At 40.8% G+C, this 25711-nt stretch carries 26 protein-coding genes; 5 read left to right on the forward strand and 21 right to left on the reverse strand.

Annotated features, from left to right (window positions below):
• Positions 1 to 238 precede the first annotated feature (238 nt).
• The 10 genes from dnaB to NYE65_RS12515 all read right to left on the reverse strand — a co-directional run bounded on the left by dnaB (position 239) and on the right by NYE65_RS12515 (position 9070).
• Entirely contained in the window at positions 239 to 1603 is a 1365-nt protein-coding gene (gene dnaB, locus NYE65_RS12470) for a replicative DNA helicase (protein WP_034316139.1), read from the reverse strand.
• A gap of 140 nt (positions 1604 to 1743) precedes the next feature.
• Positions 1744 to 2193, reverse strand: a complete 450-nt coding sequence (gene rplI, locus NYE65_RS12475) for a 50S ribosomal protein L9 (RefSeq protein WP_034316140.1) — start codon at positions 2191 to 2193, stop codon at positions 1744 to 1746.
• A complete protein-coding gene (locus tag NYE65_RS12480) occupies positions 2190 to 4160 on the reverse strand; it encodes a DHH family phosphoesterase (RefSeq protein WP_340861021.1) in 1971 nt (656 codons plus the stop codon). Before NYE65_RS12480 ends, rplI begins: the two co-directional genes overlap by 4 nt.
• A gap of 41 nt (positions 4161 to 4201) precedes the next feature.
• Positions 4202 to 5149 (reverse strand): YybS family protein, encoded by a 948-nt coding sequence (locus tag NYE65_RS12485; RefSeq protein ID WP_328175834.1) that lies wholly within the window; start codon positions 5147 to 5149, stop codon positions 4202 to 4204.
• 238 nt (positions 5150 to 5387) lie between these two features.
• Positions 5388 to 5627, reverse strand: a complete 240-nt coding sequence (gene rpsR / locus NYE65_RS12490) for a 30S ribosomal protein S18 (RefSeq protein ID WP_053348323.1) — start codon at positions 5625 to 5627, stop codon at positions 5388 to 5390.
• 48 nt (positions 5628 to 5675) lie between these two features.
• Positions 5676 to 6200: a single-stranded DNA-binding protein gene (ssb, locus tag NYE65_RS12495; protein ID WP_057278276.1), complete on the reverse strand. Its 525-nt coding sequence runs from the start codon at positions 6198 to 6200 to the stop codon at positions 5676 to 5678.
• Positions 6201 to 6269: 69 nt separating this feature from the next.
• Positions 6270 to 6554, reverse strand: coding sequence for a 30S ribosomal protein S6 (gene rpsF / locus NYE65_RS12500; protein WP_034316153.1), 285 nt, complete (start codon positions 6552 to 6554; stop codon positions 6270 to 6272).
• Positions 6555 to 6748: 194 nt separating this feature from the next.
• Positions 6749 to 7849, reverse strand: a complete 1101-nt coding sequence (gene ychF / locus NYE65_RS12505) for a redox-regulated ATPase YchF (protein ID WP_340861022.1) — start codon at positions 7847 to 7849, stop codon at positions 6749 to 6751.
• 166 nt (positions 7850 to 8015) lie between these two features.
• A complete protein-coding gene (locus NYE65_RS12510; RefSeq protein WP_034316158.1) occupies positions 8016 to 8213 on the reverse strand; it encodes a DUF951 domain-containing protein in 198 nt (65 codons plus the stop codon).
• 20 nt (positions 8214 to 8233) lie between these two features.
• Positions 8234 to 9070, reverse strand: coding sequence for a mechanosensitive ion channel family protein (locus NYE65_RS12515; RefSeq protein ID WP_098185079.1), 837 nt, complete (start codon positions 9068 to 9070; stop codon positions 8234 to 8236).
• Between the two features lie 370 nt (positions 9071 to 9440).
• Here NYE65_RS12515 and yyaC point away from each other — a divergent pair, with 370 nt between their 5' ends.
• A complete protein-coding gene (yyaC, locus tag NYE65_RS12520) occupies positions 9441 to 10076 on the forward strand; it encodes a spore protease YyaC (RefSeq protein WP_053536995.1) in 636 nt (211 codons plus the stop codon).
• A 48-nt stretch (positions 10077 to 10124) separates the two neighbouring features.
• Here the strand turns inward: yyaC and NYE65_RS12525 are convergent, their stop codons facing one another.
• From NYE65_RS12525 to rpmH, 11 genes are all read right to left on the reverse strand, one after another.
• Positions 10125 to 10826 (reverse strand): DUF554 domain-containing protein, encoded by a 702-nt coding sequence (locus NYE65_RS12525; RefSeq protein ID WP_340861023.1) that lies wholly within the window; start codon positions 10824 to 10826, stop codon positions 10125 to 10127.
• Between the two features lie 52 nt (positions 10827 to 10878).
• The gene (locus NYE65_RS12530) at positions 10879 to 11739 is read right to left on the reverse strand and encodes a ParB/RepB/Spo0J family partition protein (RefSeq protein ID WP_340861024.1); all 861 of its coding nucleotides are present in this window, start codon (positions 11737 to 11739) and stop codon (positions 10879 to 10881) included.
• A complete protein-coding gene (locus tag NYE65_RS12535; protein ID WP_034316249.1) occupies positions 11732 to 12493 on the reverse strand; it encodes a ParA family protein in 762 nt (253 codons plus the stop codon). The genes NYE65_RS12530 and NYE65_RS12535 overlap by 8 nt, the downstream gene beginning before the upstream one ends.
• Positions 12494 to 12753: 260 nt before the next feature.
• Positions 12754 to 13614, reverse strand: a complete 861-nt coding sequence (gene noc, locus NYE65_RS12540) for a nucleoid occlusion protein (RefSeq protein WP_034316169.1) — start codon at positions 13612 to 13614, stop codon at positions 12754 to 12756.
• A 381-nt stretch (positions 13615 to 13995) separates the two neighbouring features.
• Entirely contained in the window at positions 13996 to 14712 is a 717-nt protein-coding gene (gene rsmG, locus NYE65_RS12545) for a 16S rRNA (guanine(527)-N(7))-methyltransferase RsmG (RefSeq protein WP_328175837.1), read from the reverse strand.
• Positions 14713 to 14741: 29 nt separating this feature from the next.
• Positions 14742 to 16628 carry a tRNA uridine-5-carboxymethylaminomethyl(34) synthesis enzyme MnmG gene (gene mnmG / locus NYE65_RS12550; RefSeq protein WP_230135002.1) on the reverse strand — a complete coding sequence of 629 codons (1887 nt, stop codon included), beginning with the start codon at positions 16626 to 16628 and terminating at the stop codon, positions 14742 to 14744.
• Between the two features lie 21 nt (positions 16629 to 16649).
• A complete protein-coding gene (gene mnmE / locus NYE65_RS12555) occupies positions 16650 to 18035 on the reverse strand; it encodes a tRNA uridine-5-carboxymethylaminomethyl(34) synthesis GTPase MnmE (RefSeq protein ID WP_057278282.1) in 1386 nt (461 codons plus the stop codon).
• Between the two features lie 334 nt (positions 18036 to 18369).
• The gene (jag, locus tag NYE65_RS12560) at positions 18370 to 18990 is read right to left on the reverse strand and encodes an RNA-binding cell elongation regulator Jag/EloR (protein WP_034316177.1); all 621 of its coding nucleotides are present in this window, start codon (positions 18988 to 18990) and stop codon (positions 18370 to 18372) included.
• Complete coding sequence (gene spoIIIJ / locus NYE65_RS12565) at positions 18987 to 19775, reverse strand: YidC family membrane integrase SpoIIIJ (protein ID WP_098185086.1); 789 nt, start codon at positions 19773 to 19775, stop codon at positions 18987 to 18989. Before spoIIIJ ends, jag begins: the two co-directional genes overlap by 4 nt.
• Before the next feature lie 174 nt (positions 19776 to 19949).
• On the reverse strand, positions 19950 to 20306 hold the full coding sequence (rnpA, locus tag NYE65_RS12570) for a ribonuclease P protein component (protein ID WP_328175839.1): 357 nt from the start codon (positions 20304 to 20306) through the stop codon (positions 19950 to 19952).
• Between the two features lie 80 nt (positions 20307 to 20386).
• A complete protein-coding gene (gene rpmH / locus NYE65_RS12575; RefSeq protein WP_034316183.1) occupies positions 20387 to 20521 on the reverse strand; it encodes a 50S ribosomal protein L34 in 135 nt (44 codons plus the stop codon).
• 933 nt (positions 20522 to 21454) lie between these two features.
• On the opposite strand from rpmH, the gene dnaA reads away from it, so the two are divergent.
• From dnaA to recF, 4 genes are all read left to right on the forward strand, one after another.
• A complete protein-coding gene (gene dnaA / locus NYE65_RS12580) occupies positions 21455 to 22804 on the forward strand; it encodes a chromosomal replication initiator protein DnaA (RefSeq protein WP_034316187.1) in 1350 nt (449 codons plus the stop codon).
• A 193-nt stretch (positions 22805 to 22997) separates the two neighbouring features.
• Positions 22998 to 24134 (forward strand): DNA polymerase III subunit beta, encoded by a 1137-nt coding sequence (gene dnaN / locus NYE65_RS12585; protein WP_054398443.1) that lies wholly within the window; start codon positions 22998 to 23000, stop codon positions 24132 to 24134.
• Positions 24135 to 24353: 219 nt separating this feature from the next.
• Positions 24354 to 24566 (forward strand): S4 domain-containing protein YaaA, encoded by a 213-nt coding sequence (gene yaaA, locus NYE65_RS12590; RefSeq protein WP_034316192.1) that lies wholly within the window; start codon positions 24354 to 24356, stop codon positions 24564 to 24566.
• Positions 24567 to 24587: 21 nt separating this feature from the next.
• Complete coding sequence (gene recF / locus NYE65_RS12595; RefSeq protein ID WP_034316194.1) at positions 24588 to 25706, forward strand: DNA replication/repair protein RecF; 1119 nt, start codon at positions 24588 to 24590, stop codon at positions 25704 to 25706.
• Positions 25707 to 25711: the final 5 nt, after the last annotated feature.

Genomic DNA, 25711 nt, shown 5'->3' on the forward strand with positions numbered 1-25711 from the left:
AACCGGTTCTTATCAAACAAACCTATTTTATCAATAATCCAAACTGGAAGTCAATACAAAATCCGAACAATACACTTTTTAAAAAATTCTTTGTTCGTAAATATGAGAATTTCTTTCCGGTTTTTTTAGGATTGTCAAACATTATTGTGCCCTCTGATTTCTTTTTCTATTATCATTAGGGCCTTTCTTTTTCCCGAAACAGAGAAAGCCCGCCATTGCATGAATGGCAGGCAGTCCCCTATGCGCCGGGAGACATCGAATCATCATCGAAGCGGCGTTCGAGATTGACGAATTTATTATATTCTTTTACGAATGCAAGCGAAACCGTGCCCACCGGACCATTACGCTGTTTCGCTATAATGATTTCAATGATATTTTTATTCTCAGATTCTTTATCATAATAATCATCACGGTATAAGAATGCGACGATATCAGCATCTTGCTCGATACTCCCGGATTCCCGGATATCAGACATCATCGGGCGCTTATCCTGACGCTGCTCCACTCCCCGCGATAGCTGGGAAAGGGCGATGACGGGCACTTTAAGTTCCCGAGCCAGCGCTTTGAGTGAACGTGAAATCTCGGATACCTCTTGCTGACGGTTGTCGCCTGAACGGCCATCGCCTTGAATTAACTGCAGGTAATCGATCAATATCATGCCAAGGCCATGTTCCTGCTTCAAACGACGGCATTTTGAACGGATTTCACCAATCCTGACACCTGGCGTATCATCGATATAAATGCCGGCATTCGACAAGCTTCCCATCGCCATCGTCAGTTTACGCCAATCCTCATCAGTTAAGGAACCTGTCCGTAAATTCTGGGCGTTGATATTCCCTTCAGCACAGAGCATACGCATAACGAGCTGCTCTGCACCCATTTCAAGACTGAAAATCGCTACATTCTCCTCCGTTTTGGTCGCAACGTTTTGAGCGATGTTCAATGCAAAAGCGGTTTTACCAACCGAAGGGCGGGCACCAACTATGATGAGGTCATTACGTTGGAACCCCGCTGTCATTCGATCCAGTTCAGCAAACCCTGTCGGTATTCCCGTGACATCCCCTTTACGGGTAGTCAAAATTTCTATGTTATCGTAAGTCGCAACCAATACATCCTTAATATTTTGAAAAGACCCGGAATTTTTACGCTGGGCCACTTCCATGATCGTTTTTTCTGCTTCACCGAGCAGCTCCTCGACCTCGTCCTCGCGACTGTAGCCTTCCTGAGCGATGTTCGTCGCAGTCCGGATCAAACGGCGCAGCAATGACTTCTCCTCGACGATGCGGGCATAATATTCAATATTGGCCGCGGTAGGCACCGATCCGGCCAATTCACTTAAATAAGAAACCCCGCCAACTTCTTCAAGGTTTTTTGTCGCAGCCAATTCCTCTGTCACCGTAATCAAATCGACAGCTTTTCCTTCGTCATTCAATTTAAGCATCACATTAAAGATCTTTTGATGAGAGCTTCTATAAAAATCTTCCGGAATCAAAACTTCCGATGTAACGGTCAATGAAGAGGGCTCAAGAAAAATGGCTCCTAGCACAGCCTGTTCGGCTTCTATATTTTGAGGTGGAATCCTATCCTGAAATTGTTCTATCATATCTTAAAACCTCCCATTCTAAGAGGATACCTTTTATATGTTTCTAGTAAAAAAGAAAAAAGTGAAAGGACAACGTGCCCAATCACATTTTTCGTCTATCTCTATTTTATCAATTTTTCACAGATATGAAACAGCTAAAATTAGTTAATTTCTTTCACATGTACAGTCAGTGTTGCAGTGACTTCAGGATGAAGCTTCACCGGAAGCTTTGTATGCCCTAAAGTGCGGATGCCTTCAGCAAGCTCCATTTTACGTTTATCAACCTTGATACCGTGTTTTTTCTGAAGCTCAGATGCAATTTGTTTAGTCGTGATGGAACCGAATAAACGCCCGCCCTCACCGGCTTTGGCAGATAGTTCAACCGTTAATTTCTCCAGCTGCACTTTCAATTCTTCAGCCTGCTGCAGCTCTTCTGCTGCAAGTGATTCTTCTTTATTTTTCTGTGCTTCCAAAGTTTTCACGTTTGAATTATTTGCTTCAACGGCCAATCCTTGTTTAAGCAGGAAATTATGTGCATAACCATCCGCAACATTTTTAACTTCCCCTTTTTTCCCTTTACCTTTAACGTCTTTAAGAAATATCACTTTCATTCTTTATATCCCCCTTCTAAATATTCATCAATAGCTGCTTTCAATCGAATTTCGGCTTCATCAATGGAGCATACCTGTTGAGTGGCGGCATTCGTTAGATGTCCGCCTCCATTCAACATTTCCATGATCACCTGTACATTGATATCACCAAGAGAACGCGCACTTATCCCCACCGTATCATCAGACCGCTTAGCCATTACAAAGGAAGCGACAACGCCATCCATCGTCAATAGGGTGTCCGCAGCCTGAGCAATGAGCACCTGATTATGAACCTGATCGGTTTTTGCCGCGGCAATGGCAATTCCCTTTTTATAAAAGATGACTTCTTCAATGAGCTTCGATCGTTTGATATAGGTGTCCACGTCTTCTTTTAAGAATTTCTGGACAAGTACCGTATCAGCTCCATGTGCCCTTAGATATGAGGCTGCATCGAAAGTGCGTGATCCTGTTCTTAAGGTGAAGCTTTTCGTATCGACGATGATACCTGCAAGAAGCGCCGTCGACTCCAGCATATCAATTTTTGAGCGTTTCGGCTGATATTCAAGCAGTTCTGTAACAAGCTCTGCCGTTGAAGATGCATATGGCTCCATATAGACGAGCAATGAGTTCTTGATGAACTCCTCACCCCGCCGATGATGGTCGATGACCACAACCTTATCGATTCTATTCAATAACCGCTCTTCAATCACCATGGAAGGTTTATGGGTATCGACCACAACCAGCAAGGTCTCATCCGTAATCATTTCAAATGCATCATCAGGTGTTATGAACCGGGCATACAGCTCTTCTTTATTTTTGATTTCTTCCATTAGACGAAGGACACTGCTGTCGAGCTGCTGGGTGTTTATGACAATATAGCCTTCACGTTCATTCATTTGGGCAACTTTCAAGATGCCGATCGCTGAACCAATTGCGTCCATATCCGGGTTTTTATGGCCCATGACAATGACTTTATCGCTATCAAGGACTATATCCTTCAATGCATGGGAAATCACACGGGCACGGACCCTCGTGCGTTTTTCCATCGGATTGGTTTTGCCGCCATAGAATTTAACTTTTCCATTCGCTTGCTTTATGGCCACCTGGTCACCGCCCCGCCCTAAAGCGAGATCCAAGCTGGACTGGGCAAGCGTACCTAGTTCCGGCAAGGATGACACGGCCGAGCCGACACCGATGCTCAAGGTCAGTGGTACATTTTGCTTGGCCGTCGTTTCCCTGATTTCATCCAAAATCGAGAATTTCCCCTTTTCAAGCTGCTGAAGGATATGCTCATTAAAGACAGCGATGAATCGTTCCGAGGAAACCCGTTTAAAGAAAACGCCATTATCCCTTGCCCACTTATCGAGAAGTGAGGTAACCAAGCTATTAATGCTGCTTTTACGCTGATCATCCATACCCTGTGTCAAATCATCATAATTATCAAGAAGAATAATCGCAATTGCCGTTCGCTCATCTTCATATAATTTCTCAATTTCCACTTGCTCCGTCACATCAAAAAAGTAAAGAAGCCTTTCATCACGCTTATGGACCACCTTGAATTTCCGATCGTGGAGCGTAAGTGTCTCTGTCTCGATCTCTTGCTTGATTAATGGTACTATCGAGTCCGCAACATCGTATAGCGATCTTCCTGCCAAGGAATCCTCACTAAAACAAGAAGCAAGGAATGGATTGGTCCATTCAATGTAATAATCCTCATTAAAGAGCATGATCCCAATCGGCATTTCCAATAACGCTTCCTCGCCCACCTTCTTTAAACGGTAGGATAAAGTCGTTATATACTCTTCTGTCTTCCGTTGCTTTTTTTCTACCATTCTTAATGTTAAATAAAATAAACCAGCAAGAATCAATAGTCCAACAAGTGCAATAACCCAATTATAATAAGCCAGTACGCCCAAAAGTAAAACGACTGCGGCCAGCACCCCATACAATGGGGACTTAATCGAGTATTCTTTCAAATAAGATGGCATAGTTTCAGCTCCTAAAAGCATCTGTTTTACAAAAAAGTCTTCTATTCCTTTTTCTTGATTGTCTCCCTAAAAGGAAAGCCTAAATCTATTATACCTAAAAATCGGACGGCCGTCGTTATAATCGGAATCGGCAGAAGCAAAGAAAAAACCACAATTAAAACAGGTATGGCCTTAACCCATGACTTAACATGAGCGATATAGAATATCAGGGAATATCCTTGTAATAAAATGAAGAACTGCAGTATGAAAAATAGGTTCGTTATGGCCATATATACAAAACTGTTCTTGTCCGTATTCACAAAAAGAGCAAGAAGCATCGTAATTAAATAATACCATAAAAGGCTTTTCGGGAGTCGCAGATCTCGAAAATGAGGCCATTTTAACGCCTTATCACTGAACCTCTTCACAATGGGATGCGCTGCAAAGAAAATCAATAAAACCATGATGACGGACATCAAAACGAACAAACTTGGCATCAGCGTGTTCATCATATCGATCGATTCATACATCCGCTTTTTGACTTGCTCTGTCGGTGCCTGTCCAAAGGTATCCATGATACCGATTGAATTTTCAATGGACCCCTCAAGAATGTTCATCGATTCTTCTATGTAATTAACATCCGTAATCAAAACTGAAGCTGCATACATTAATAAAATGCCCCCCAGAAAGACAAGGACTGCGCTTATGAACATAGGTGCCATCGGTTTGTCCTTTTTCAAAAAATAGCCGATCACAATTCCCGTTGCCCCCATGAGCAAGGTCAACGGAACAGACAATATCGTCCCGATGAGGATCGACAATAACGAGGCTACAAATAAGTAACCAAGGCTCCACGATAACTTTTGTTTGATTGTGACCAGTATGAATGGAATGGGTAAAAAGAAAGTAGTGAAAATACCCAATAGTGGGATTTGAATGGTGATGAACAATAAAATGCAATATAGTGCCAGAAGTGCTCCGCCCTCGGCAATTCGTCTCCCGCTATTCATCTTTATTTCACCCCCTGTTATGATTGATGTCTTATCTCCATCTTTATATTGTATCCGTTACGGCCAGGATATTTCAAACATCACAGTCTTTTTTTGGGATATGATTATTTTTTCTGAGGAAAACGCGCGGATAACTTCCTTCTGAAATAAAAAAAACCGCAATTCAGCGGTTTACAGGCATAAGTGAAAACTTATTAAAAAAGGCACATTAAGGATAACTCCTCAACGTGCCAATTTATTATTCACCAGATACGTATGGTAGTAATGCCATAGTACGTGAGCGTTTAATAGCAATCGTTAATTTACGTTGATATTTAGCGCTTGTGCCAGTTACACGACGTGGTAAAATTTTACCGCGTTCTGAGACGAATTTTTTAAGAAGATCTGTATCTTTGTAATCAATTTTAGTGATTCCGTTAGATGTGAAATAACAAACCTTTTTACGCTTACCGCGTCCTTTACGTCCACCCATTGCCATAATATATTTCCCTCCCTGCTTTTTTGAATTTTCATTTTAAACGGCTGTTTAAAACGGAAGATCGTCATCTGAAATGTCGATTGTTTTACCGTCATTTGCAAATGGATCGTCATCTACACGAGTGTAGTTGTTATTGCTTCGTTGATTCTGATTAGGATTTTGTCCATACGAATTGTTGTCATTTCCGTTATTACCATAACTTCTTTGACCTCCACCGTAAGAACCGCCTTCATTTCTTTCACCCGCTGAACTGCTTCGTGGTTCAAGGAATTGAACGCTCTCAGCCAGAATCTCCGTCACATATACGCGTTTGCCGTCTTGTCCTTCATAATTACGTGTTTGGACACGTCCATCCACGCCAGCTAAACTGCCCTTTTTCAAGAAGTTAGCTACATTTTCTGCCGGTTTACGCCAAACTACACAGTTAATGAAATCCGCTTCACGTTCACCTTGCTGATTCGTAAAACTACGGTTGACAGCTAAAGTAAAGGTAGCTACGGGAACTCCATTAGGTGTATATCGTAATTCAGGATCTTTAGTTAAGCGTCCTACCAAAACTACGCGATTCATCATCAGAATCAACCCCTAGGTTTCAAGCTTGTTTCATGTGAAACAAGATTAGAATTTATATTAATTGTCGAATTAAACTTCTTCTCTAGTAGCCATGTGGCGAATAATGTCTTCACTGATTTTAGCTAGACGATCGAATTCTTGAATCGCAGCACTTTCAGCGTTAACTTTAAGAAGCATGTAGTAACCATCACGGAAATCATTGATTTCATATGCTAGACGGCGTTTACCCCATTCTTTTGCTTCTACTTCCGCACCATTATCAGAAAGGATTGTGTTGAAACGTTCAACTAAAGCTTTTTTAGCTTCTTCCTCAATGTTTGGACGGATGATATACATAATTTCGTATTTTCTCATCACTGTCACCTCCTTTTGGTCTAAGCGGCCCAATTGGGCAAGGAGCAATTATTTATAATTACTCACAAGATAAAATTATAGCATAGTTAAAGAGGCTTTGCAACGAACGGTTCGACTTATTACAATTAAATGTAATCTAATGATTTAAGTCTATAAAAAAGACCCTACATATGGAATGGTAGGGTCTTTGATTCTTATACGTTGAAACGGAAATGGATAACATCGCCATCGTTAACGATGTATTCTTTACCTTCCAAACGAACCTTACCCGCTTCTTTTGCGGCACTATGACTGCCCGCTTCAAGTAAATCGGTATAAGAAACCGTTTCGGCACGAATGAAACCGCGTTCGAAGTCCGTGTGAATGACGCCAGCACATTGAGGGGCTTTCATTCCTTTGCGGAATGTCCAAGCCCGCACTTCCTGTACGCCTGCTGTAAAGTATGTTGCCAATCCAAGCAGATTATAAGAAGCACGGATCAGCTGATCTAGACCTGACTCCTCGATGCCAAGTTCAGATAGGAACATTTCCTTTTCTTCACCTTCAAGCTCTGCAATTTCTTCCTCTATTTTGGCACAAATCACGATTACTTCGGCATTTTCCTTAGCGGCATATTCACGAACTTGCTGAACATATTCATTATCGTCAGCATTCGCCACTTCATCTTCGCTCACGTTCGCCACGTAAAGCGTCGGCTTAGCTGTAAGTAAATGCATGCCCTTCACGATTTTTTGCTGTTCTTCGGTAAACTCGACGGAACGTGCAGGCTTTTCATCTTCCAATGCTTCTTTTAAAGCCAAAAGGATTTCATGTTCTGCCACAGCGGCTTTATCTTTTTGCTTGGCCATTTTCCCGACACGGTCGATGCGTTTGACAACAGATTCCAAATCGGCAAGGATCAATTCAAGATTGATGACCTCGATATCATCGATTGGATTTACTTTTCCGGAAACATGGGTAATGTTATCATCTGCAAAGCAACGGACGACTTGACAAATTGCATCCACTTGACGGATATGGGAAAGGAATTTATTACCTAAACCTTCTCCTTTACTTGCTCCTTTTACAATCCCGGCGATATCCGTGAATTCAAATGCTGTCGGAACCGTTTTTTTCGGTTTTACCAATTCAGTCAATTTTTGCAGACGGTGATCTGGCACTTCCACAATCCCTACATTCGGGTCAATCGTACAGAAAGGGTAGTTGGCAGATTCCGCACCTGCCTGAGTTATTGCATTAAATAAAGTGGATTTACCTACGTTAGGCAAACCGACTATACCAGCTGTTAAAGCCATTTATATTTCACTCCTTCAAGATGATTCGTACATATGGGAAAAGAACTGATCTTCTATAAAGACCATCCAATACCTAAACCTTTCCCAATTATAGATTTCGCTTCCTAAAAAGACAAGTAAATCATGAGAAACGCCGGACTACTTTCACTCCAAAAAAAAAGCATGATCACTCCTCATGCTTTTGCAGAACTTTTTTCATTTTCTTCGCGAATTCACGTCGAGGCAGCATCACGCTATGACCGCATCCTTCACATTTTATCCGGATATCCATTCCGAGCCGTATAATTCTCCACTTATTCACTCCACAGGGATGTGGTTTCTTCATTTCCACAATATCCTTTAGTGCAAATTCCTTTTCCTCCATAATCATGAGCCCCCCAATTCCTATGACTCGCTGCCATTGTACGTAGATTTAATCCCACTTGCATCAAGCGCAGCACTTATTTCTTTTCTTAATATCCTACTGATTTCAATGTGATGCATCGGCTTTGTTTCCGCTTTAATCCGAAAGACGATTTCTTCAGGACTGATTTTTTCAATTCCCAAAAATTCAGGTGCTTTGATCAAGGCTTCGTATTTGCCTTCCATACTGTTTAAAAGATCAATCAGCACTTTCTCAGCACGCTCGGTCGATCCATCGTTAGGTATGGTCACATCAACAATTGCCATACTATTTAAAATGGAGTAATTCGTAACCTGGATGATGCTGCCGTTGGGTATGAAGTGCAATTCACCTGCACCGCTTTTAATTTTCGTCGTACGAAGCCCGATTTCAAGGACTTCCCCTTCAAAAGTATTGATTTTAATATAATCCCCGACCGAGAACTGATCTTCAAAGATAACGAAAAACCCGGTAATTATATCCTTGACCAAACTTTGTGCGCCAAATCCAATGGCCAAACCGAGAACACCGGCACCAGCGAGTAATGGCATTACATGAAGACCAAGAATCTCCAGAATCATCAACAAGGCAATGAAATTGATGACATAGGTAATGATATTTTCCAGCAATTTAATGAGTGTCGCTTCCCTGCGTTCCGTTACCCGAATGGGACTTCTTAAACGTGCTTTGAAAAATTTATTCAGAATAGTCTTTCCTATTGTAATAATAATACGCGATAACAGCAGAACAAGGAAGATTTTAATAATCCCCTCACCCATCAGCAGCCATATCTTTTCATCCAATATCTCTTTTGCAACGCTATCATAAATGCGATCCATATTTTCCTCCTGCCTAATGCAAATAACAGCAAAACTATTATATTTTCGACGTATTCCTCTACCCTCCATGCATGGAGGTAACCATGAAATAGAGAGATTTTCTCTATTTTATCAATAAATAATGGTTTCTGTACAAAAAAATGATGGGTATATAGTTAATAGAATTTAGAAATTTTTTCCCGAACATTCAAATGATCATTTACTAGAAAGTATAGATGAAAGCAATTGGTAGAGGATAACGTCGATTCATATCCCCTTCACCTGTTTGCATGTTTTGAAAAAATTCCCTCACCCATCATGTTAAATACCGTATATTTTCCCCTTTTTATCCGTATACTGTAATACCAAATAAAGTAAAGGAGTTGAGCCGATGAATCTGAATTCTAGTCTATTTAATAATAATAAAAATAGATTAAGTCGCATCCTGCATGAAGATACGGATGCATCCAAACAAATTTCCCAGGAATTAATCAACCTCCTCCCAACAGGAAAGCTTCAACCAATCGTCATCGTCTGCATAGGCACAGACCGTTCCACAGGCGATTCACTCGGACCACTTGTCGGCACTCTGCTTAGTGAAAAGGCTGAAAACAGTTCTTCTTCATTCCATGTTTATGGTACTCTGGATGACCCTATACATGCGATGAATTTACAGGAAAAATTAAATGAAATTAAAAAGCTACATGCCAATGCCTTTATAGTCGGAATCGATGCTTGCTTGGGGAAAATGAAAAGCGTCGGCATCGTTCAGATCGGCCAGGGACCAGTTAAGCCGGGTGCCGGGGTCAATAAAGACCTTCCTTCCGTCGGAAATGCCCATATTACAGGAATCGTGAATGTAAGTGGATTCATGGAGTTCATGGTCTTGCAGAACACGCGTCTTAATCTTGTGCTAAAAATGGCCAAAACCATTGCCGAGGGGATTTATGAAGCACAAAATCATTATCCAATAAAACCTTCCATCACTCCTTTCACATGGTCATTCAAGCAAGAAAAAACCCTTTGATCGGTTTTTTCATAAAAAAGAAGGAAGGGGCCAGCCCTTCCTTCTTTTTTATGCATAATACATGAAAGTAACCAGAATGGCCGTGATCATTATGCCCGGAAGCAGATTCGCCACCCTGATTTTGGTTACACCGATAATATTCAAACCAATCGCCAAAATCATGACTCCACCAGTTGCCGTCATTTCCAATATGAAGGAATCCATTAATGCAGATGGGATCATCGTATTGATTTGCCTTGAAAAAACCGCCAGGAATCCCTCATAAAGAATGATAGGAAATGCTGAAAAAAGTACCCCTATGCCTAACGTGCTGGCGAGGACAAGTGCTGTGAATCCATCGATTATCGCCTTTGTTATCAAAACGTCATGATCATTCCGGATACCGCTATCCAGGGCACCGATAATGGCCATCGCCCCAATCCCAAATATGAGCGTAGCTGTTACAAACCCCTGAGATATCGAGGTTCCTTCCTTCGCTTTCATCCTGCGTTCAATCCAATTGCCTAAAGAATTAAGCCTGCCCTCAAGATCCATCCATTCACCGATGACCGCCCCGCCGACAATACTTAAAATGACAACAAGGAAATTATCGCTTTTAAACCCCATCTGCAAACCTAAAACCATCACGGCTAAACCGATACCGCTCATGACCGTTTCTTTAATCTTCTCAGGTATATGTTGTAAAAACCTTCCTAAAATCGAGCCGATTAAAATGCAGGCACCGTTCACCAAAGCCCCTAATAATACCATCTCATCCACCTAATTTTCTGCATATGTCTTCATGATCTTTTCATAAGGGGATCTAAGAGGAAAGGTTCTCTTGATCGATCAAGTTCAAAATTCTCTCTAAATCTTCTTTTGAAAAGAACTCTATTTCTATTTTTCCTTTTTTCTTGCTTTGTTTTATCGTTACGCTCGTTCCTAGTCTTTCACGCAGACTTGTCTCCCTTTGCTTTATGAAGATATCTTTTTTCTCTTGTTTCTTAGGTTTGGTTTCACGTGAAACGGTATCATTCAATTGATGTATATACTGCTCCAGCTGTCTGACATTCATACCTTCCTTGAGGACTTTATCCGCTACCGGCTTGAGCATCTCTTTTTTCTTTAAACCCAGCAATGCCCGGCCATGTCCCATGGATATTTCTCCGTCGGAGATATATCTCCTAATTCCTTCAGGCAAAGATAGTAATCTAAGATGGTTCGCAATATGGGGTCGGCTTTTTCCCAGCCGGTTGGCCAGCTGCTCCTGGGTGAATTCCAATTTTTCAAGAAGCGTTTGATAAGCGGCAGCCTCTTCGATCGGATTCAAATCTTCCCGTTGCAGGTTTTCCAAAATGGCCAGTTCCATCATCTGCTGTTCACTCAATTCCCTCACAACGACTGGAACTGTCTTTAAATCAGCTTCCATGGCAGCACGATAACGCCTTTCCCCAGCCACGATTTCATATCCCTTAATACTTTTCCGGGCAATAATCGGCTGTAATATCCCATGCTCCATGATGGATTGCTTTAATTCCTCTATAGCTTCTAGCCGAAAGCTCTTTCGGGGCTGATAAGGATTTGGCCTTAATTCCCTTAATTTGATTTCGCGCACGATTTCATCTTTACTGATCTCCCCACTGTTGAAAAGTGCGTTAAGCCCTTTGCCAAGCCCTTTAGCCATTTGATACCACTTCCTTTGCCAATTCTAGATAGACCTCCGCCCCTCGTGACTTTGGATCATATATAATTATCGGTTCTCCATGGCTCGGTGCTTCACTCAAACGGACATTGCGGGGAATGATGGTTTGGTAGACTTTATCCTGAAAGTATTTTTTGACTTCTTCTATGACCTGGAGACCTAAATTTGTTCTTGCATCCAACATCGTCAATAGCACACCCTCGATTTTCAAATCATGGTTCAAATGCTTTTGGACGAGGCGAACCGTATTCAATAGTTGACTCAAACCCTCCAATGCATAATATTCACATTGTACTGGGATCAAAACAGCATCGGCAGCCGTTAAGGCATTAAGCGTAAGCAAACCCAATGATGGAGGGCAGTCAATCACAATGTAATCATACTGGCTTTGCACCTCTTCTAACGCCCTTTTTAATCGGACTTCCCTTGAGATGGTTGGAACAAGTTCAATTTCTGCACCTGCAAGTTGAATTGTCGCAGGTATAGCATATAGGTTTTCCACCTTTGTTTCCATGATAACGGTACTGGCCTCAACATCATCAACCAATACATCATAAATACATTGTTCCACATCTGCTTTGTCAATACCTGCACCGCTTGTCGCATTTCCCTGCGGGTCAATATCAACCATTAAGACTTTCTGTCCAATGTATGCAAGACAAGCACTTAAACTGACAGAAGTTGTCGTTTTTCCAACACCGCCCTTTTGATTGGCAATGGCGAGAATCTTACCCACGAATTCACCCGCTTTCAACTATCTTCATGACGCTATATCTATTGATTTTTACCGTGAATCCAATTATTTCTTTCTATTTTATCATGAATGTTACTGGAAGAAATCGTTTTCTGAAATTCCTCTTAAAATTTGAAATACTTCAAAAAGCATTAAAAATCCAGGAAAAGTTGAGTGTTTTAAAAGTGGAAAATGCCAGTTTTGGAGAGAAAATAAAAAAAGCTTGGTAATCGGAGACTACCAAGCGGGCTAAGGATGGGGAATCAAGTTTTTTTCTTGGGTATTTTAATCGTGAACTGATAATACTCCTCGAATTCTTCTTCCTCTGCATCCAGATTTATTCCATTGTCTGTAACCATACTGAGCGATTGGCGGATGGTATTCACGGCAATCCTCATGTCTTTACTAAACGCTTTTCGCTTAGGTTTCGGCTTCTGCACAGTACCCGTTAAGAGCTTGACGACCTGCTCTTCGGTCTGCTTGACGTTTAACCCTTTTTCGATGATTTCCAAAAGCAGTTTCAACTGCTTTTCAGGACTCTTTAACGGTATCAACGAGCGGGCATGGCGTTCCGTAATTTGCTTTTGAAGAAGTGCATCCTGAACCTCTTGCGGCAGCTTAAGCAGCCGAAGCTTATTCGCCACGGTGGATTGACCAATTCCCAGTCTTTGTGCCAGGGCTTCTTGGGTTAAACTATGCAGCTCCAATAGTTTTCCGTAAGCCAAAGCTTCTTCAATCGGTGTCAGTTCTTCACGCTGAAGGTTTTCTATCAGCGCAACGGAAGCCGTTTCTGTATCGGTGAAATCTTTGATTATAGCAGGTGCCAATTCCCAGCCAAGCTTTTGCATGGCCCGGAAACGACGCTCACCTGCAATGATTTCATATTTCCCCTGACCATAAGCCCTTACTACAATTGGTTGAATGATCCCATGTGTATGGATCGTTTGAGCCAATTCGGCAATTTTATCGTCATTAAAAACGGTCCTTGGTTGAAATCGATTAGGCACAATGTCGGAAATGGAAATTTTTCTTATTTCTTCATTATTATTGCTAGGTGTCTCCATCTCTAGTTGCTCTTCTTCCTTTTCGCCAAACCCAAAGAACCGCGAAAAAGGATGCTTCATCTTCCTACACCACCTTTTAAAACTCCCAAATAACATATTCTCTATTTAAAGGACAAGTCCTGCATACATTTCCCGACATGGTTATACATATGTCCCTTCACTGTAAAAAACATGTCGACTGGCGCCATCAAGGCAATAATGAGGGGTGACGGCCAGTTTTTATAAATATCGGCCGGCTTTCCAAAAATTATTTCCCTGAATCAGCAAGCTAAGGGCACACGTCTTAACCTGTACCGAAAATGCCTTCTTGTTGGCACATGCAGTATTAAGTGAAAATAATAAGGTCATACATTTATAGTAAAAGAAAATAAGGGCAAGTACCAGCCATATATATCTGAATCCTCTGCTCTTACTATGAAAACATACTTTATCGTACAGAGGTTATTCAATAGGCTGCTTATTCGGTGTCCCTGGTTTTCTTGGGTATTTTTTAGGAGTCTTCTTCACTTTTTTTACAGTAATGATGTTTCTTTCACTATTTTCCTCTGGCAATGTGAAAGGATGAATTTCTTCGATTTCTCCGCCCAATGTAAAAATGGCCTTCTTCCCTGTGTCCATTTCATCTTGTGCACTAGCCGCTTTCATGGCAATGAACGTCCCATCCAGTTTAACAAGCGGCAAACATAGTTCACTTAAAACCGACATCCTGGCTACCGCCCTCGCCATGACAATATCATAGGATTCGCGATGCTCCGGTTTTTGGGCGAAGGTTTCCGCCCGGTCATGATAAAAGGAAACTCCCTTTAATTGCAATGACTCCGCAAGGTGATTCAAAAAAGAAATTCGCTTATTCAAGGAATCCACAATCGAGACGTGGATATCAGGGAAACAAATCTTCAATGGAATACTCGGAAATCCAGCTCCAGCCCCAACATCGCAAATTCGATAGGATTCGTTAAAGTCAAAATAGAAGGCTGCACTGATTGAATCATAAAAATGCTTTAGATAAACTTCTTCTTTATCTGTGATGGCTGTTAAGTTCATCTTTTCGTTCCATTCCACCAATAATCGATAATACGTGTCAAACTGATCAAGCTGTTGAGGAGAAAGCTCGATCCCTTTCTCCAGCAGTGCTTGTTGGAACTGTTCAATATTCATGTTTTTTCAATCCTTTTCGGGTATTTCCGTTACTGAGATACTCTGGCAATCTTACCTTGTTCCAAATAAACAAGCAGAATGGAAACATCAGCGGGATTCACACCGGAAATTCTTGAAGCCTGAGCTACTGATAGCGGGTGGACCTGCTTTAATTTTTGACGTGCTTCCGTTGCAAGACCAGAAATTGCATCATAATCGATATTCTCTGGAATCTTTTTGTTCTCCATTTTTTTCAGGCGATCGACTTGCTGCAAGGATTTTTCGATATATCCTTCATACTTGATCTGGATTTCGACCTGTTCCGTCACTTCTTCACTCAGTTCGACATCACTTGGCGCCAACTTCTGAATATGGGAATAATCCATTTCAGGCCTTTTCAATAAATCGGAGGCACGGATTCCATCCTTTAATTCACTCCCGCCACTTGCAGTAATGACTTCTTGCACCTCTTTGGTCGGTTTGATGAAGTTTGATTTCAATCGTTCCTTTTCCATTTCAACCGCTTCTTTTTTCATAAGGAAACGTTTGTAGCGTTCTTCTTTGATCATTCCGATATTGAATCCAATTTCCGTTAAGCGTAGATCGGCATTATCATGACGCAATAATAAACGATATTCTGCACGTGAAGTCAGCAATCGGTATGGTTCATTCGTACCTTTCGTTACAAGGTCATCAATGAGAACACCAATATAGGCATCCGAACGGCTTAAAATCAGTTCTTCCTTACCCATTGCATTCAATCCTGCATTAATACCGGCCATCAATCCTTGTCCTGCTGCTTCTTCATACCCGGATGTCCCGTTAATTTGACCTGCAGTATATAGATTTTTGATTTTCTTCGTTTCAAGTGTAGGCCATAGCTGTGTAGGAACGATGGCATCATATTCAATTGCATATCCAGCACGCATCATTTCCGCTTTTTCAAGTCCCGGAATTGTTTGCAGGATTTTCACTTGCACATCTTCAGGCAGACTGGTGGATAAACCTTGCACATAAACTTCCTTTGTATTGCGACCTTCAGGTTCCAAGAAGATTTGATGCCGTGGCTTATCATTAAAACGAACGACTTTATCTTCTATCGATGGACAATAACGCGGTCCGGTTCCTTTAATCATTCCGGAATACATTGGTGAACGGTGTAGATTATCATCAATGAGCTGATGTGTACCCTCATTCGTATACGTTAACCAGCATGGCAATTGATCCGTTATGAACTTTGTCGTTTCATAAGAAAAGGCACGAGGCACTTCATCGCCAGGCTGAATTTCCGTTTTGCTGTAGTCTATGGAAGAACTATTCACACGTGGAGGCGTTCCTGTTTTAAAACGGACCAAATCAAATCCTAACTGCTCCAAGTGTTCGGAAAGCCTGATGGAAGGCTGCTGATTATTAGGGCCGCTTGAATATTTCAGTTCCCCTAAAATGATTTCACCGCGTAAATATGTTCCCGTCGTGATTACGACAGTTTTTGCACGGTACACCGCACCTGTTTTTGTGATGACACCCGTACATACATCGTTTTCAACAATTAATTCCTCTACCATTCCTTGAATCAATGTCAAATTTTCTTGGTCTTCTATCGTCTTTTTCATTTCTTGCTGATAGAGAAATTTATCAGCCTGCGCCCGCAGCGCACGAACGGCCGGACCTTTTGCCGTATTGAGCATCCTCATTTGAATATGGGTCTTGTCGATATTTCTTCCCATTTCACCGCCTAAAGCGTCAATTTCCCTAACGACTATCCCTTTTGCCGGTCCGCCGACGGAGGGATTGCATGGCATAAAGGCGACCATATCCAAATTAATGGTGATCATCAACGTTTTAGCTCCTACTCTTGCAGCTGCAAGGCCCGCCTCACTGCCAGCATGACCGGCACCAATAACAATGACATCATAGCTACCTGCTTCGTATTGCATATCCTTTTCCTCCTTTTACGCTTATTTTCCTAAACAAAATTGAGAGAACAATTGGTTGATCAAATTATCCTGAACGCTTTCGCCAATGATTTCTCCAAGTAACTCCCATGCTTTCGTGAAGTCGATTTGAACCAAATCAACCGGCGTACCCATTTCAATAGCATCAATTGCATCTTCGATAGCCTGTAATGCCTGCCCCAGCAAAGCTATATGCCTTGCATTGGACACATAGGTAAGGTCTCCCGTTTCTAAAGAACCTTCGAAAAATAAAGAAGCGATCGCTTCCTCCAATTCATCGACCCCTCGATCTTCCAGTAATGAAGTGGTAACAACTTTATGGGATGCCGCCATTTCCTTAACTTTTTCCATATCGATTTTTTGTGGAAGGTCTGTTTTATTGATGATAACGATAACATCCATTCCCTCAACCGCTTGGAATAGTTTCTCATCTTCAGTAGTGAAATCATCGGAATAGTTCAATACAAGCAATATTAAATCCGCTTCTTTTAATACTGCACGAGACCGTTCAACTCCAATTCGTTCAACGATATCTTCCGTTTCGCGAATTCCTGCTGTATCGACAAGTTTAAGCGGTACACCGCGAACATTGACATACTCTTCAATAACATCACGTGTTGTACCTGGAATATCAGTGACGATCGCTTTGTTTTCATGAACTAAGCTGTTAAGCAATGAAGATTTTCCGACATTAGGACGACCTATGATAACGGTCGCAAGTCCATCCCGAAGTATTTTCCCCTGTTGGGCCGTGTGAAGCAGCTTCTCTATTTCATTCTTTACATAACTGCCTTTTTCCAAAAATAAACGATGCGTCATTTCTTCGACATCATCATATTCCGGATAATCTATATTTACCTCGACTTGAGCGAGGGTCTGTAAAATTTCCTGACGCAGATTTTGGATTAATTTCGAAAGCCGGCCTTCCATTTGACCTAATGCAACATTCATGGCTTTATCCGTTTTAGCACGGATTAAGTCCATAACTGCCTCAGCTTGGGAAAGATCGATCCTGCCATTCAAAAAAGCCCGTTTCGTAAATTCACCAGGTTCCGCTAAACGAGCACCTTGTGAGAGAATAAGCTGCAGTACCCTATTGACCGAAACGATTCCGCCGTGACAATTTATTTCAACTACATCTTCCCTTGTAAATGTCTTTGGACCCATCATGACCGAAACCATGACTTCCTCTATGATTTCACCTGTTTTAGGCTGGATAAGGTGGCCATAATGAATCGTATGTGATTTCACTTCAAGCAATCCTTTTCCACCTGGTCCTTTAAAGATCCTATCGGCTATTTCTATGGCCTCATCACCGCTGATTCTAACGATGGCGATCGCCCCTTCCCCTAAGGGAGTAGAGATAGCGGTGATTGTATCGAATTCCATGCTTTCACCTCTTATATATTGATAGTTCTATTTTTTTCTGATAATAAAATCGTCGAATCCCTAAATTACTACAATACCACAGTATATTCATGAAAAAAAGTAGATACTCCTTCCTTCCAAGAGTTATCCACACGCCGTTAATCCATATTCTGTAACAACCATTTTAACTTATCCACATGTGAATAACAAATATCGCCCGCTTCATTTTCTTCCATCCCCTTTAAGGATCAAGAAAATATAAAAAGTTTGTCACTTATTGTTGAATGGAAAATTCGCAAAAAAAATATTCGACATTCATCCCTAAAAAAAGAACCCCTGCTTAAAAGCAGAAGGTTCATTTAAGTGGAGTGATGACCAAGTGACGATATGGCTCCGTCCCACTTGAGGTTGTTTTTATTTTTGGATAATCCAGGAGAGCATTATGGATGACCTTACGTTCATAGGATGGCATCGGCTCCAGTGAAACAGCTTTACCTGTTTTCGTGGCTTTATTTGCCATTCTTTCAGCCAATTGGATTAAGGTGTCATTGCGGCGGCTTCGATAATCTTCTGCATCTACGGTAATATTCAAAAACTGCTTCGAATATCGATTTGCTACCAGCTGTGCTAAATACTGAAGTGAATTTAGTGTTTGACCCCTTTTTCCAATCAATAATGCAATTTTATCACCTGATAAATGGAATGTTACGTTCTTACCTTTACGGGTGACATTTATTTGTGCATTGACTCCCATTTCGACGCAGACGTTCTTCAAAAATCCAAGTGTCTCTTCAATGGGATCCGGAGGCAATGTCACATGGACGATTGCCTTTCTTGCACCAAATAAACCAAAAAAACCTTTTTTTCCTTCATCTTCTACTTCAATCTCCACGCGATCCTTAGTGCTGTTCAGTTGAGCTAAAGCTAAATTTACTGCTTCTTCGACAGATTGTCCTGTAGCAGTCACTTTTTTCACTTTTTCTTTGCCCCTCCCGCGTTTTCCGCAGCTGCTTTTCTAAGATCTGGACCTTTGATGAAATATGTTTGAACAATACCAAAAATGTTACCAACTACCCAGTAAAGAGAAAGAGCAGCGGGGAAATTAATAGCAAATACAACAATCATGATTGGCATGATGTAAAGCATCATCGTCATTTGTGCCGCCATTTGTGGATTCGAGTTCATTCCAGCCATGGACATCTTTTGCTGGATGAAAGTGGTGATACCTGCAACGACCGGTAAAATATAATAAGGATCCGGGGAACCTAAATCAAACCAAAGAAAACTATGTAAAGCAATTTCTTCCGTACGGCTGATTGCATGGTAAAATCCGATCAAAATCGGCATTTGCACCAATATCGGCAAACATCCCGCCAATGGATTCACATTATATTTCGAAAATAGAGCCATTGTTTCTTGCTGTAGTTTTTGTTGTGTGGCAGCATCTTTTGAGCTGTATTTAGCTTGAAGTTCTTTCATTTCAGGCTGAATGGCCTGCATGGCTTTCGAGCTTTTCACCTGTTTGATCATTAATGGAAGCAATGCCAGGCGAATGATTAGTGTAACGCCGATGATTCCCAAACCATAGTTCTCGCCGAATGCTTCAGAAAGCCAGATGATCAGGGCTGATAATGGATAGACAATGTATGAATTCCAAAAACCTTCACTATCCGCAGTAATAGGTTCTTTAATTTCGGTACACCCTGCCAACAGCATCATTATCGAGGCTAGTCCAATAATGAGTAATATTCGTTTTTTCAACCGTAATTTCCTCCTAACTGCAATCAATCTTTTTTGAAACAATTGTGAACTGTTTATTAGAAGATTTCAAGGAAAAGTAATCCACTTTTTCCACAGTTACAATCGGAATTTTCTATGTCATCTTACTTAAGTAACCATATGATACGAGGAGTCTTATTCGATATTAAGGGGACTTTATTGTTTTTTCATTTTAAAGTTTAGTGATTTAGAACGTTTCAGGACATGTATCAAGCTGCTTTTCACCTGGAAAAAGTCCATCTCCGCCGCTGGTTTTCGAGCAATCACAATATAATCCTTACCCTCTTCTATATCTTCTTTCAATTCCAAAAACGCTTGCCGTATGTATCTTTTGATTTGGTTCCTCATAACGGCGTTCCCGATTTTTTTACTGACAGAAAGGCCGATCCTAAAATAATCCTGACCCGGCTTTTCAAGGACATAGACAACGAATTGCCGATTAGCAGAAGATTCACCTTTTTTAAACACAAGCTGAAATTCATCCTCTTTCTTAATCCTTAACTTTTTTTTCATTTTTACACCTTCATTACATGAATTGAGTCTCAGTAAATCCCTTATTTTGCGAAAAAAGACCACTGAGACTTTTCAGTGGTCTATGCAGATAATACTTTTCTGCCCTTACGGCGACGTGCAGCGATTACTCTACGTCCGTTTTTCGTGCTCATACGTGCACGGAAACCGTGAACTTTACTATGTTTGCGGTTATTCGGTTGATAAGTTCTTTTCATTATATGACACCTCCCTGAGGAATAACAGTTAAAGACAGTCTTTACAATTATATAGATGGAGGTTTCTACTTGTCAACCTCATCCATAAAAAATTTCTTTTTTTAATGCTCAATGTCCAGTAGGCCTTTTTTTACTACCTAGCCTATTGTAAATGATTTTGCTCCGAACTGATATAGAAATTTTTGGGGAAGGGGAAATTTCCATCATTTTATCCATGAGCATGAATATGAGATTCGCAAGTAATCCTCCCTTACGACACACCATTCGACAAATTATAAGAACGAACCTGAATCCCTTTCGATCTTTCCCCATGCAGGTCTTCCGGCTTGAACACCTGGTTCATCTCAAATTAATTCGAGCCTATAATCATGGTCTGTGGATAAAATTCGACATGTTTTTTTCTATCCACATCCCATTTTAGAGACTTTTGCACATAACAATGGCCTGTGGAAAAGTTTTTCCCACAAGCCCGGTAAGTTGTGGATAAAGTTTTCTAACCCATTGCAAGACGCCTGAATTTCTGATATTATATTTGTGTTTTCACTCTGAATAACTTTATCAACAGGTAACGTTTATCCACAGACTGTGAATAACTTGTGGATAGTTTATCCGACCTGTGTATATTAATCTGTCCACAGATGGTGGATATTGTCGAAAACCCTTTTTTCTTCTTTATTATATATTTCTTAAAATACCTGTTGATGAATAAACATTCAAATCTGCACTGGCTCACCAGATGTAGTCTGTACAAAGGTTGTACAGCGCAAGATATAGTTTTGGGCACTTCACATTACACAACACAAAAATTCCTTAATACAGCTCACCGAACCTTTGCTGTCAAAATTAATATGAAGACGGCAATCGATGAGTTTATTTGTGCCTATACATTTAGATACAATGATTAAAAATTTTTTTTGCAAAGGAGGGATAAGTTTGGATAACATCGATAGCCTCTGGAACCAGGCGCTCGGAAAAATCGAAAAGAAAATCAGTAAACCAAGCTTTGAAACTTGGCTTAAATCAACCAAGGCTTATTTACTGCAAGGTGATACATTAACAGTCACCGCTCCCAATGAATTTGCCAGGGATTGGCTTGAAGAACGCTATTCCCATCTTATTTCCGATGTATTGTTTGAACTTACCGGTGAGGAATTGGAAGCAAAATTCATCATTCCCCCCAATCAAGAAGATGATGATTTTGCCGTTCCTGTTCAGCCTAAAAAGATAAAAAAACAGGATAAAGAGCATGCTGCATTTCCACAGCATATGCTTAATGCGAAAAATACATTCGATACATTTGTCATCGGCTCCGGCAATCGTTTTGCCCATGCCGCGTCTCTCGCTGTCGCAGAAGCTCCGGCCAAAGCCTATAATCCCTTATTCATATACGGGGGCGTCGGCCTTGGAAAAACTCATTTAATGCATGCAATCGGGCATTATGTTCTAGAGCATAATCCGAATGCGAAGGTCGTTTATTTATCGTCTGAAAAGTTCACGAATGAATTCATCAACTCGATCCGGGACAATAAAGCTGGGGAATTCCGTGATAGATACCGAAGCGTGGATGTTTTATTAATTGATGATATTCAATTTCTTGCGGGAAAAGAACAAACTCAAGAAGAGTTTTTCCATACATTCAATGCGCTGCATGAAGAAAGCAAACAGATCGTCATCTCGAGTGACCGCCCGCCAAAAGAGATACCTACACTAGAGGATCGTCTCCGTTCAAGGTTTGAGTGGGGCTTGATCACGGATATCACGCCACCTGATCTGGAAACGCGGATTGCCATATTGCGTAAAAAGGCAAAAGCTGAGGGTCTTGATATCCCGAACGAAGTCATGCTCTATATAGCCAACCAAATCGATTCCAATATTCGTGAGCTTGAGGGTGCACTTATTCGTGTCGTCGCTTATTCTTCATTGATCAATAAAGATATAAATGCCGATTTGGCAGCTGAAGCATTAAAAGACATCATTCCTAGCTCAAAACCTAAAATAATCACCATCTTGGAAATCCAGAAGACGGTGGGTGAACATTATAGTGTCAAACTTGAGGATTTCAAGGCGAAAAAACGGACTAAATCCGTGGCCTTTCCAAGACAGATTGCCATGTATCTTTCCAGGGAATTGACGGACTCATCCCTGCCCAAGATAGGTGATGAATTTGGAGGCCGCGATCATACGACCGTCATCCATGCGCATGAAAAAATCTCCAAACTCATGCAAACGGACACCCAGCTTCAACGTCAGGTTAAAGAAATCCAGGACCAGCTTAGGGTATAATGGATTCTGGATAATGTGAATAACTGGCGACTACTTACACACAGTCTGTCCACATGTGGATAGACTGTTTTTCCTTAGGTTGAGTTGACTTATCCACATATCAACAGGGCCTACTACTATTACTACTATCTTTTTTTAATAAAAATTATTAATAAATATGCCTATTCGGCAATAAAAAATTGGAGGATGAAACATGAGATTTATAATCCAAAGAGATCGATTAGTTCATAGTGTCCAAGAAGTAATGAAAGCAGTCACATCAAGAACGACGATTCCGATCCTAACAGGGATAAAGATAAGCGTTACTAGTGAGGGGGTCACTCTAACAGGTAGTGATTCAGATATTTCCATCCAATCATTCATTCCCGCTGAGGTTGACGGAGATGAGATAGTTGAAGTTAAAAGCAGCGGCGGTATAGTCCTGAATGCCCGTTTTTTCAGTGAAATTGTCAAAAAGCTACCGATGGATACTGTAGAAATTGAAGTGGAGAATAACTTTCAAACGATTATTCGCTCGGGAAAAGCTGAATTTAATCTAAATGGACTGGATCCTGAGGAATATCCTCATCTTCCGATCATTGCAGAAGAAAATATTTTCAAACTTCCAACGGACCTTTTAAAGACCCTCATCCGCCAAACTGGCTTTGCAGTGTCCACGTCAGAAACACGCCCCATCTTAACAGGTGTAAACTTGAAGGTTCAAGATGACGAATTGACCTGTATTGCAACAGATAGTCATAGGCTTGCAATGAGAACAGCCAAAATAGAAAATAAAATTAACGGGACCTATAGCGTTGTCATCCCAGGTAAAAGTCTGAATGAGTTAAGTAAAATCCTTGATGATACAAACGAACTCATTGAAATCGTCATTACCGAAAACCAAGTACTTTTCAAAGCTGAAAATTTATTATTCTTCTCAAGACTTCTTGAAGGGAATTATCCCGATACATCACGCTTGATTCCATCAGATAGCAAAACCGATGTGACTGTTCATACCAAGGATTTCCTTCAAGCGATCGACAGGGCTTCCTTATTGGCGAGAGAAGGAAGAAATAATGTCGTTAAATTAACAACCCTGGAAGGCCGTATAATCGAAGTCTCTTCCAATACTCCTGAAATTGGTAAAGTAATTGAGGAAGTTCAGGCAGAAGCCATTGAAGGTGAAGACCTGAAGATCTCATTCAGTGCCAAATTCGTAATGGATGCTTTAAAGGCATTGGAAGGATCCGATATAAAAATTAATTTCACAGGTGCAATGCGTCCGTTTGTCATTCGTCCGCTACATGACGATTCCATGCTGCAATTAATTCTCCCGGTAAGGACTTATTAAGCTAAAATAATATTTCAAAAAAATTAAAGGCTTGTATAGCAGGTCTTTAATTTTTTTATATTTAAACATAGGTTTCCAAAGGGTCTTTGGCGTTTTTTCAATGCTGTACGAGACTCTCAATCGCTAAAAACAAGAACTGAAAAAGCTATACTTTGTCTTAATGGGATTAATTTAGTAAAATGAAATATTAAAGACTACTTAGAAATGAGTGAAGCATGAATGGACTCCATAAAAATCAATACTGAATATATTACGCTTGGACAATTCCTGAAATTGGCCGATTTGATCCAAAGCGGCGGAATGGCGAAATGGTTCTTAAGTGAATACGAGGTTTACATTAATGGCGAATTAGACGTGAGAAGAGGCAGAAAATTAAGATCAGGTGATAAAATAGAGATTCCTGGATTTGGCACCTACACAATTACAAGCTAAAACATAAGGGAAGAGCGGAATATGTATATTGAAAATATAAGTTTGAAAAATTACCGCAACTATACCGAATTGAATCTGGCTTTTGAGAATAAAGTCAATGTAATCCTCGGCGAAAATGCTCAAGGAAAAACAAATGTCATGGAATCCATTTTCGTTTTAGCAATGGCAAAATCCCATCGGACCTCAAATGATAAAGAACTTATTCGCTGGGATGAAGAGTATGCTAAAATAGAAGGAAGAGTTAGAAAGAGAAATACCTCAATACCACTTGAGCTGACCATTTCAAAAAAAGGGAAAAAGGCGAAGTGCAACCATATTGAACAAAGAAAGTTGAGTCAATATGTCGGAAATATGAATGTGGTCATGTTTGCGCCTGAGGATCTTAACCTTGTAAAGGGAAGTCCTCTAGTCAGACGCCGTTTTATAGATATGGAAATTGGCCAGGTTTCTCCCGTATACCTTCATGATATGAGCCAATATCATAAAATACTTCAACAAAGAAATCATTACTTAAAGCTTCTGCAGACCCGGAAACAAACGGATACGACGATGCTTGACGTGCTGACCGATCAATTTATTCAGTATGCAGCGAAAATTGTCGAAAGAAGGTACGAGTTTCTTTTAAAGCTCCAGCAATGGGCAGAACCTATTCATTCGGGGATCTCCAGAAATCTAGAAGTATTGAAAATCCAATATAAACCGTCGCTTGATGTATCAGAATCTATGGATTTGACGAAAATGATAGAAGTATACACAGAAAAATTTGATAAAATAAAAACAAGGGAAATTGAACGGGGTGTTACACTGGTAGGTCCTCATCGTGACGACCTGGTTTTTTTTGTGAATGACCGTGATGTCCAGACATATGGTTCACAAGGACAACAGCGTACGACTGCCTTGTCTTTGAAACTTGCCGAAATTGAGCTGATCCATGAAGAAATCGGCGAGTATCCCATTTTATTATTGGATGATGTGTTATCGGAACTCGACGATTTCCGTCAATCCCATTTACTGAATACGATACAGGGGAAAGTGCAAACATTTGTGACGACACCCTCCGTTGATGGAATCGATCATCAAACCCTACGAGAAGCGTCCACCTTTTATGTTAGTCAAGGAAGTATAAAAAAGGTTAAATGATGAGG

The organism is Peribacillus sp. FSL R5-0717 (assembly GCF_038002945.1).
Taxonomy (GTDB): Bacteria; Bacillota; Bacilli; order Bacillales; family DSM-1321; genus Peribacillus; species Peribacillus frigoritolerans.

Excerpts from the sequence above, each read along its gene's own strand:
- NYE65_RS12480 (WP_340861021.1), bottom strand. The coding sequence starts at position 4,160 with ATGCCATCTTATTTGAAAGAATACTCGATTAAGTCCCCATTGTATGGG.
- yyaC (WP_053536995.1), top strand. The coding sequence starts at position 9,441 with ATGAATCTGAATTCTAGTCTATTTAATAATAATAAAAATAGATTAAGT.
- yaaA (WP_034316192.1), top strand. The coding sequence starts at position 24,354 with ATGGACTCCATAAAAATCAATACTGAATATATTACGCTTGGACAATTC.
- rpmH (WP_034316183.1), bottom strand. The coding sequence starts at position 20,521 with ATGAAAAGAACTTATCAACCGAATAACCGCAAACATAGTAAAGTTCAC.
- mnmG (WP_230135002.1), bottom strand. The coding sequence starts at position 16,628 with ATGCAATACGAAGCAGGTAGCTATGATGTCATTGTTATTGGTGCCGGT.
- NYE65_RS12515 (WP_098185079.1), bottom strand. The coding sequence starts at position 9,070 with ATGGATCGCATTTATGATAGCGTTGCAAAAGAGATATTGGATGAAAAG.
- NYE65_RS12525 (WP_340861023.1), bottom strand. The coding sequence starts at position 10,826 with ATGGTATTATTAGGGGCTTTGGTGAACGGTGCCTGCATTTTAATCGGC.
- rplI (WP_034316140.1), bottom strand. The coding sequence starts at position 2,193 with ATGAAAGTGATATTTCTTAAAGACGTTAAAGGTAAAGGGAAAAAAGGG.
- noc (WP_034316169.1), bottom strand. The coding sequence starts at position 13,614 with ATGAAGCATCCTTTTTCGCGGTTCTTTGGGTTTGGCGAAAAGGAAGAA.
- NYE65_RS12530 (WP_340861024.1), bottom strand. The coding sequence starts at position 11,739 with ATGGCTAAAGGGCTTGGCAAAGGGCTTAACGCACTTTTCAACAGTGGG.
- rpsF (WP_034316153.1), bottom strand. The coding sequence starts at position 6,554 with ATGAGAAAATACGAAATTATGTATATCATCCGTCCAAACATTGAGGAA.
- recF (WP_034316194.1), top strand. The coding sequence starts at position 24,588 with ATGTATATTGAAAATATAAGTTTGAAAAATTACCGCAACTATACCGAA.
- rsmG (WP_328175837.1), bottom strand. The coding sequence starts at position 14,712 with ATGAATATTGAACAGTTCCAACAAGCACTGCTGGAGAAAGGGATCGAG.
- rpsR (WP_053348323.1), bottom strand. The coding sequence starts at position 5,627 with ATGGCAATGGGTGGACGTAAAGGACGCGGTAAGCGTAAAAAGGTTTGT.
- ychF (WP_340861022.1), bottom strand. The coding sequence starts at position 7,849 with ATGGCTTTAACAGCTGGTATAGTCGGTTTGCCTAACGTAGGTAAATCC.
- dnaN (WP_054398443.1), top strand. The coding sequence starts at position 22,998 with ATGAGATTTATAATCCAAAGAGATCGATTAGTTCATAGTGTCCAAGAA.
- ssb (WP_057278276.1), bottom strand. The coding sequence starts at position 6,200 with ATGATGAATCGCGTAGTTTTGGTAGGACGCTTAACTAAAGATCCTGAA.
- rnpA (WP_328175839.1), bottom strand. The coding sequence starts at position 20,306 with ATGAAAAAAAAGTTAAGGATTAAGAAAGAGGATGAATTTCAGCTTGTG.
- mnmE (WP_057278282.1), bottom strand. The coding sequence starts at position 18,035 with ATGGAATTCGATACAATCACCGCTATCTCTACTCCCTTAGGGGAAGGG.
- NYE65_RS12510 (WP_034316158.1), bottom strand. The coding sequence starts at position 8,213 with ATGGAGGAAAAGGAATTTGCACTAAAGGATATTGTGGAAATGAAGAAA.
- dnaB (WP_034316139.1), bottom strand. The coding sequence starts at position 1,603 with ATGATAGAACAATTTCAGGATAGGATTCCACCTCAAAATATAGAAGCC.
- NYE65_RS12485 (WP_328175834.1), bottom strand. The coding sequence starts at position 5,149 with ATGAATAGCGGGAGACGAATTGCCGAGGGCGGAGCACTTCTGGCACTA.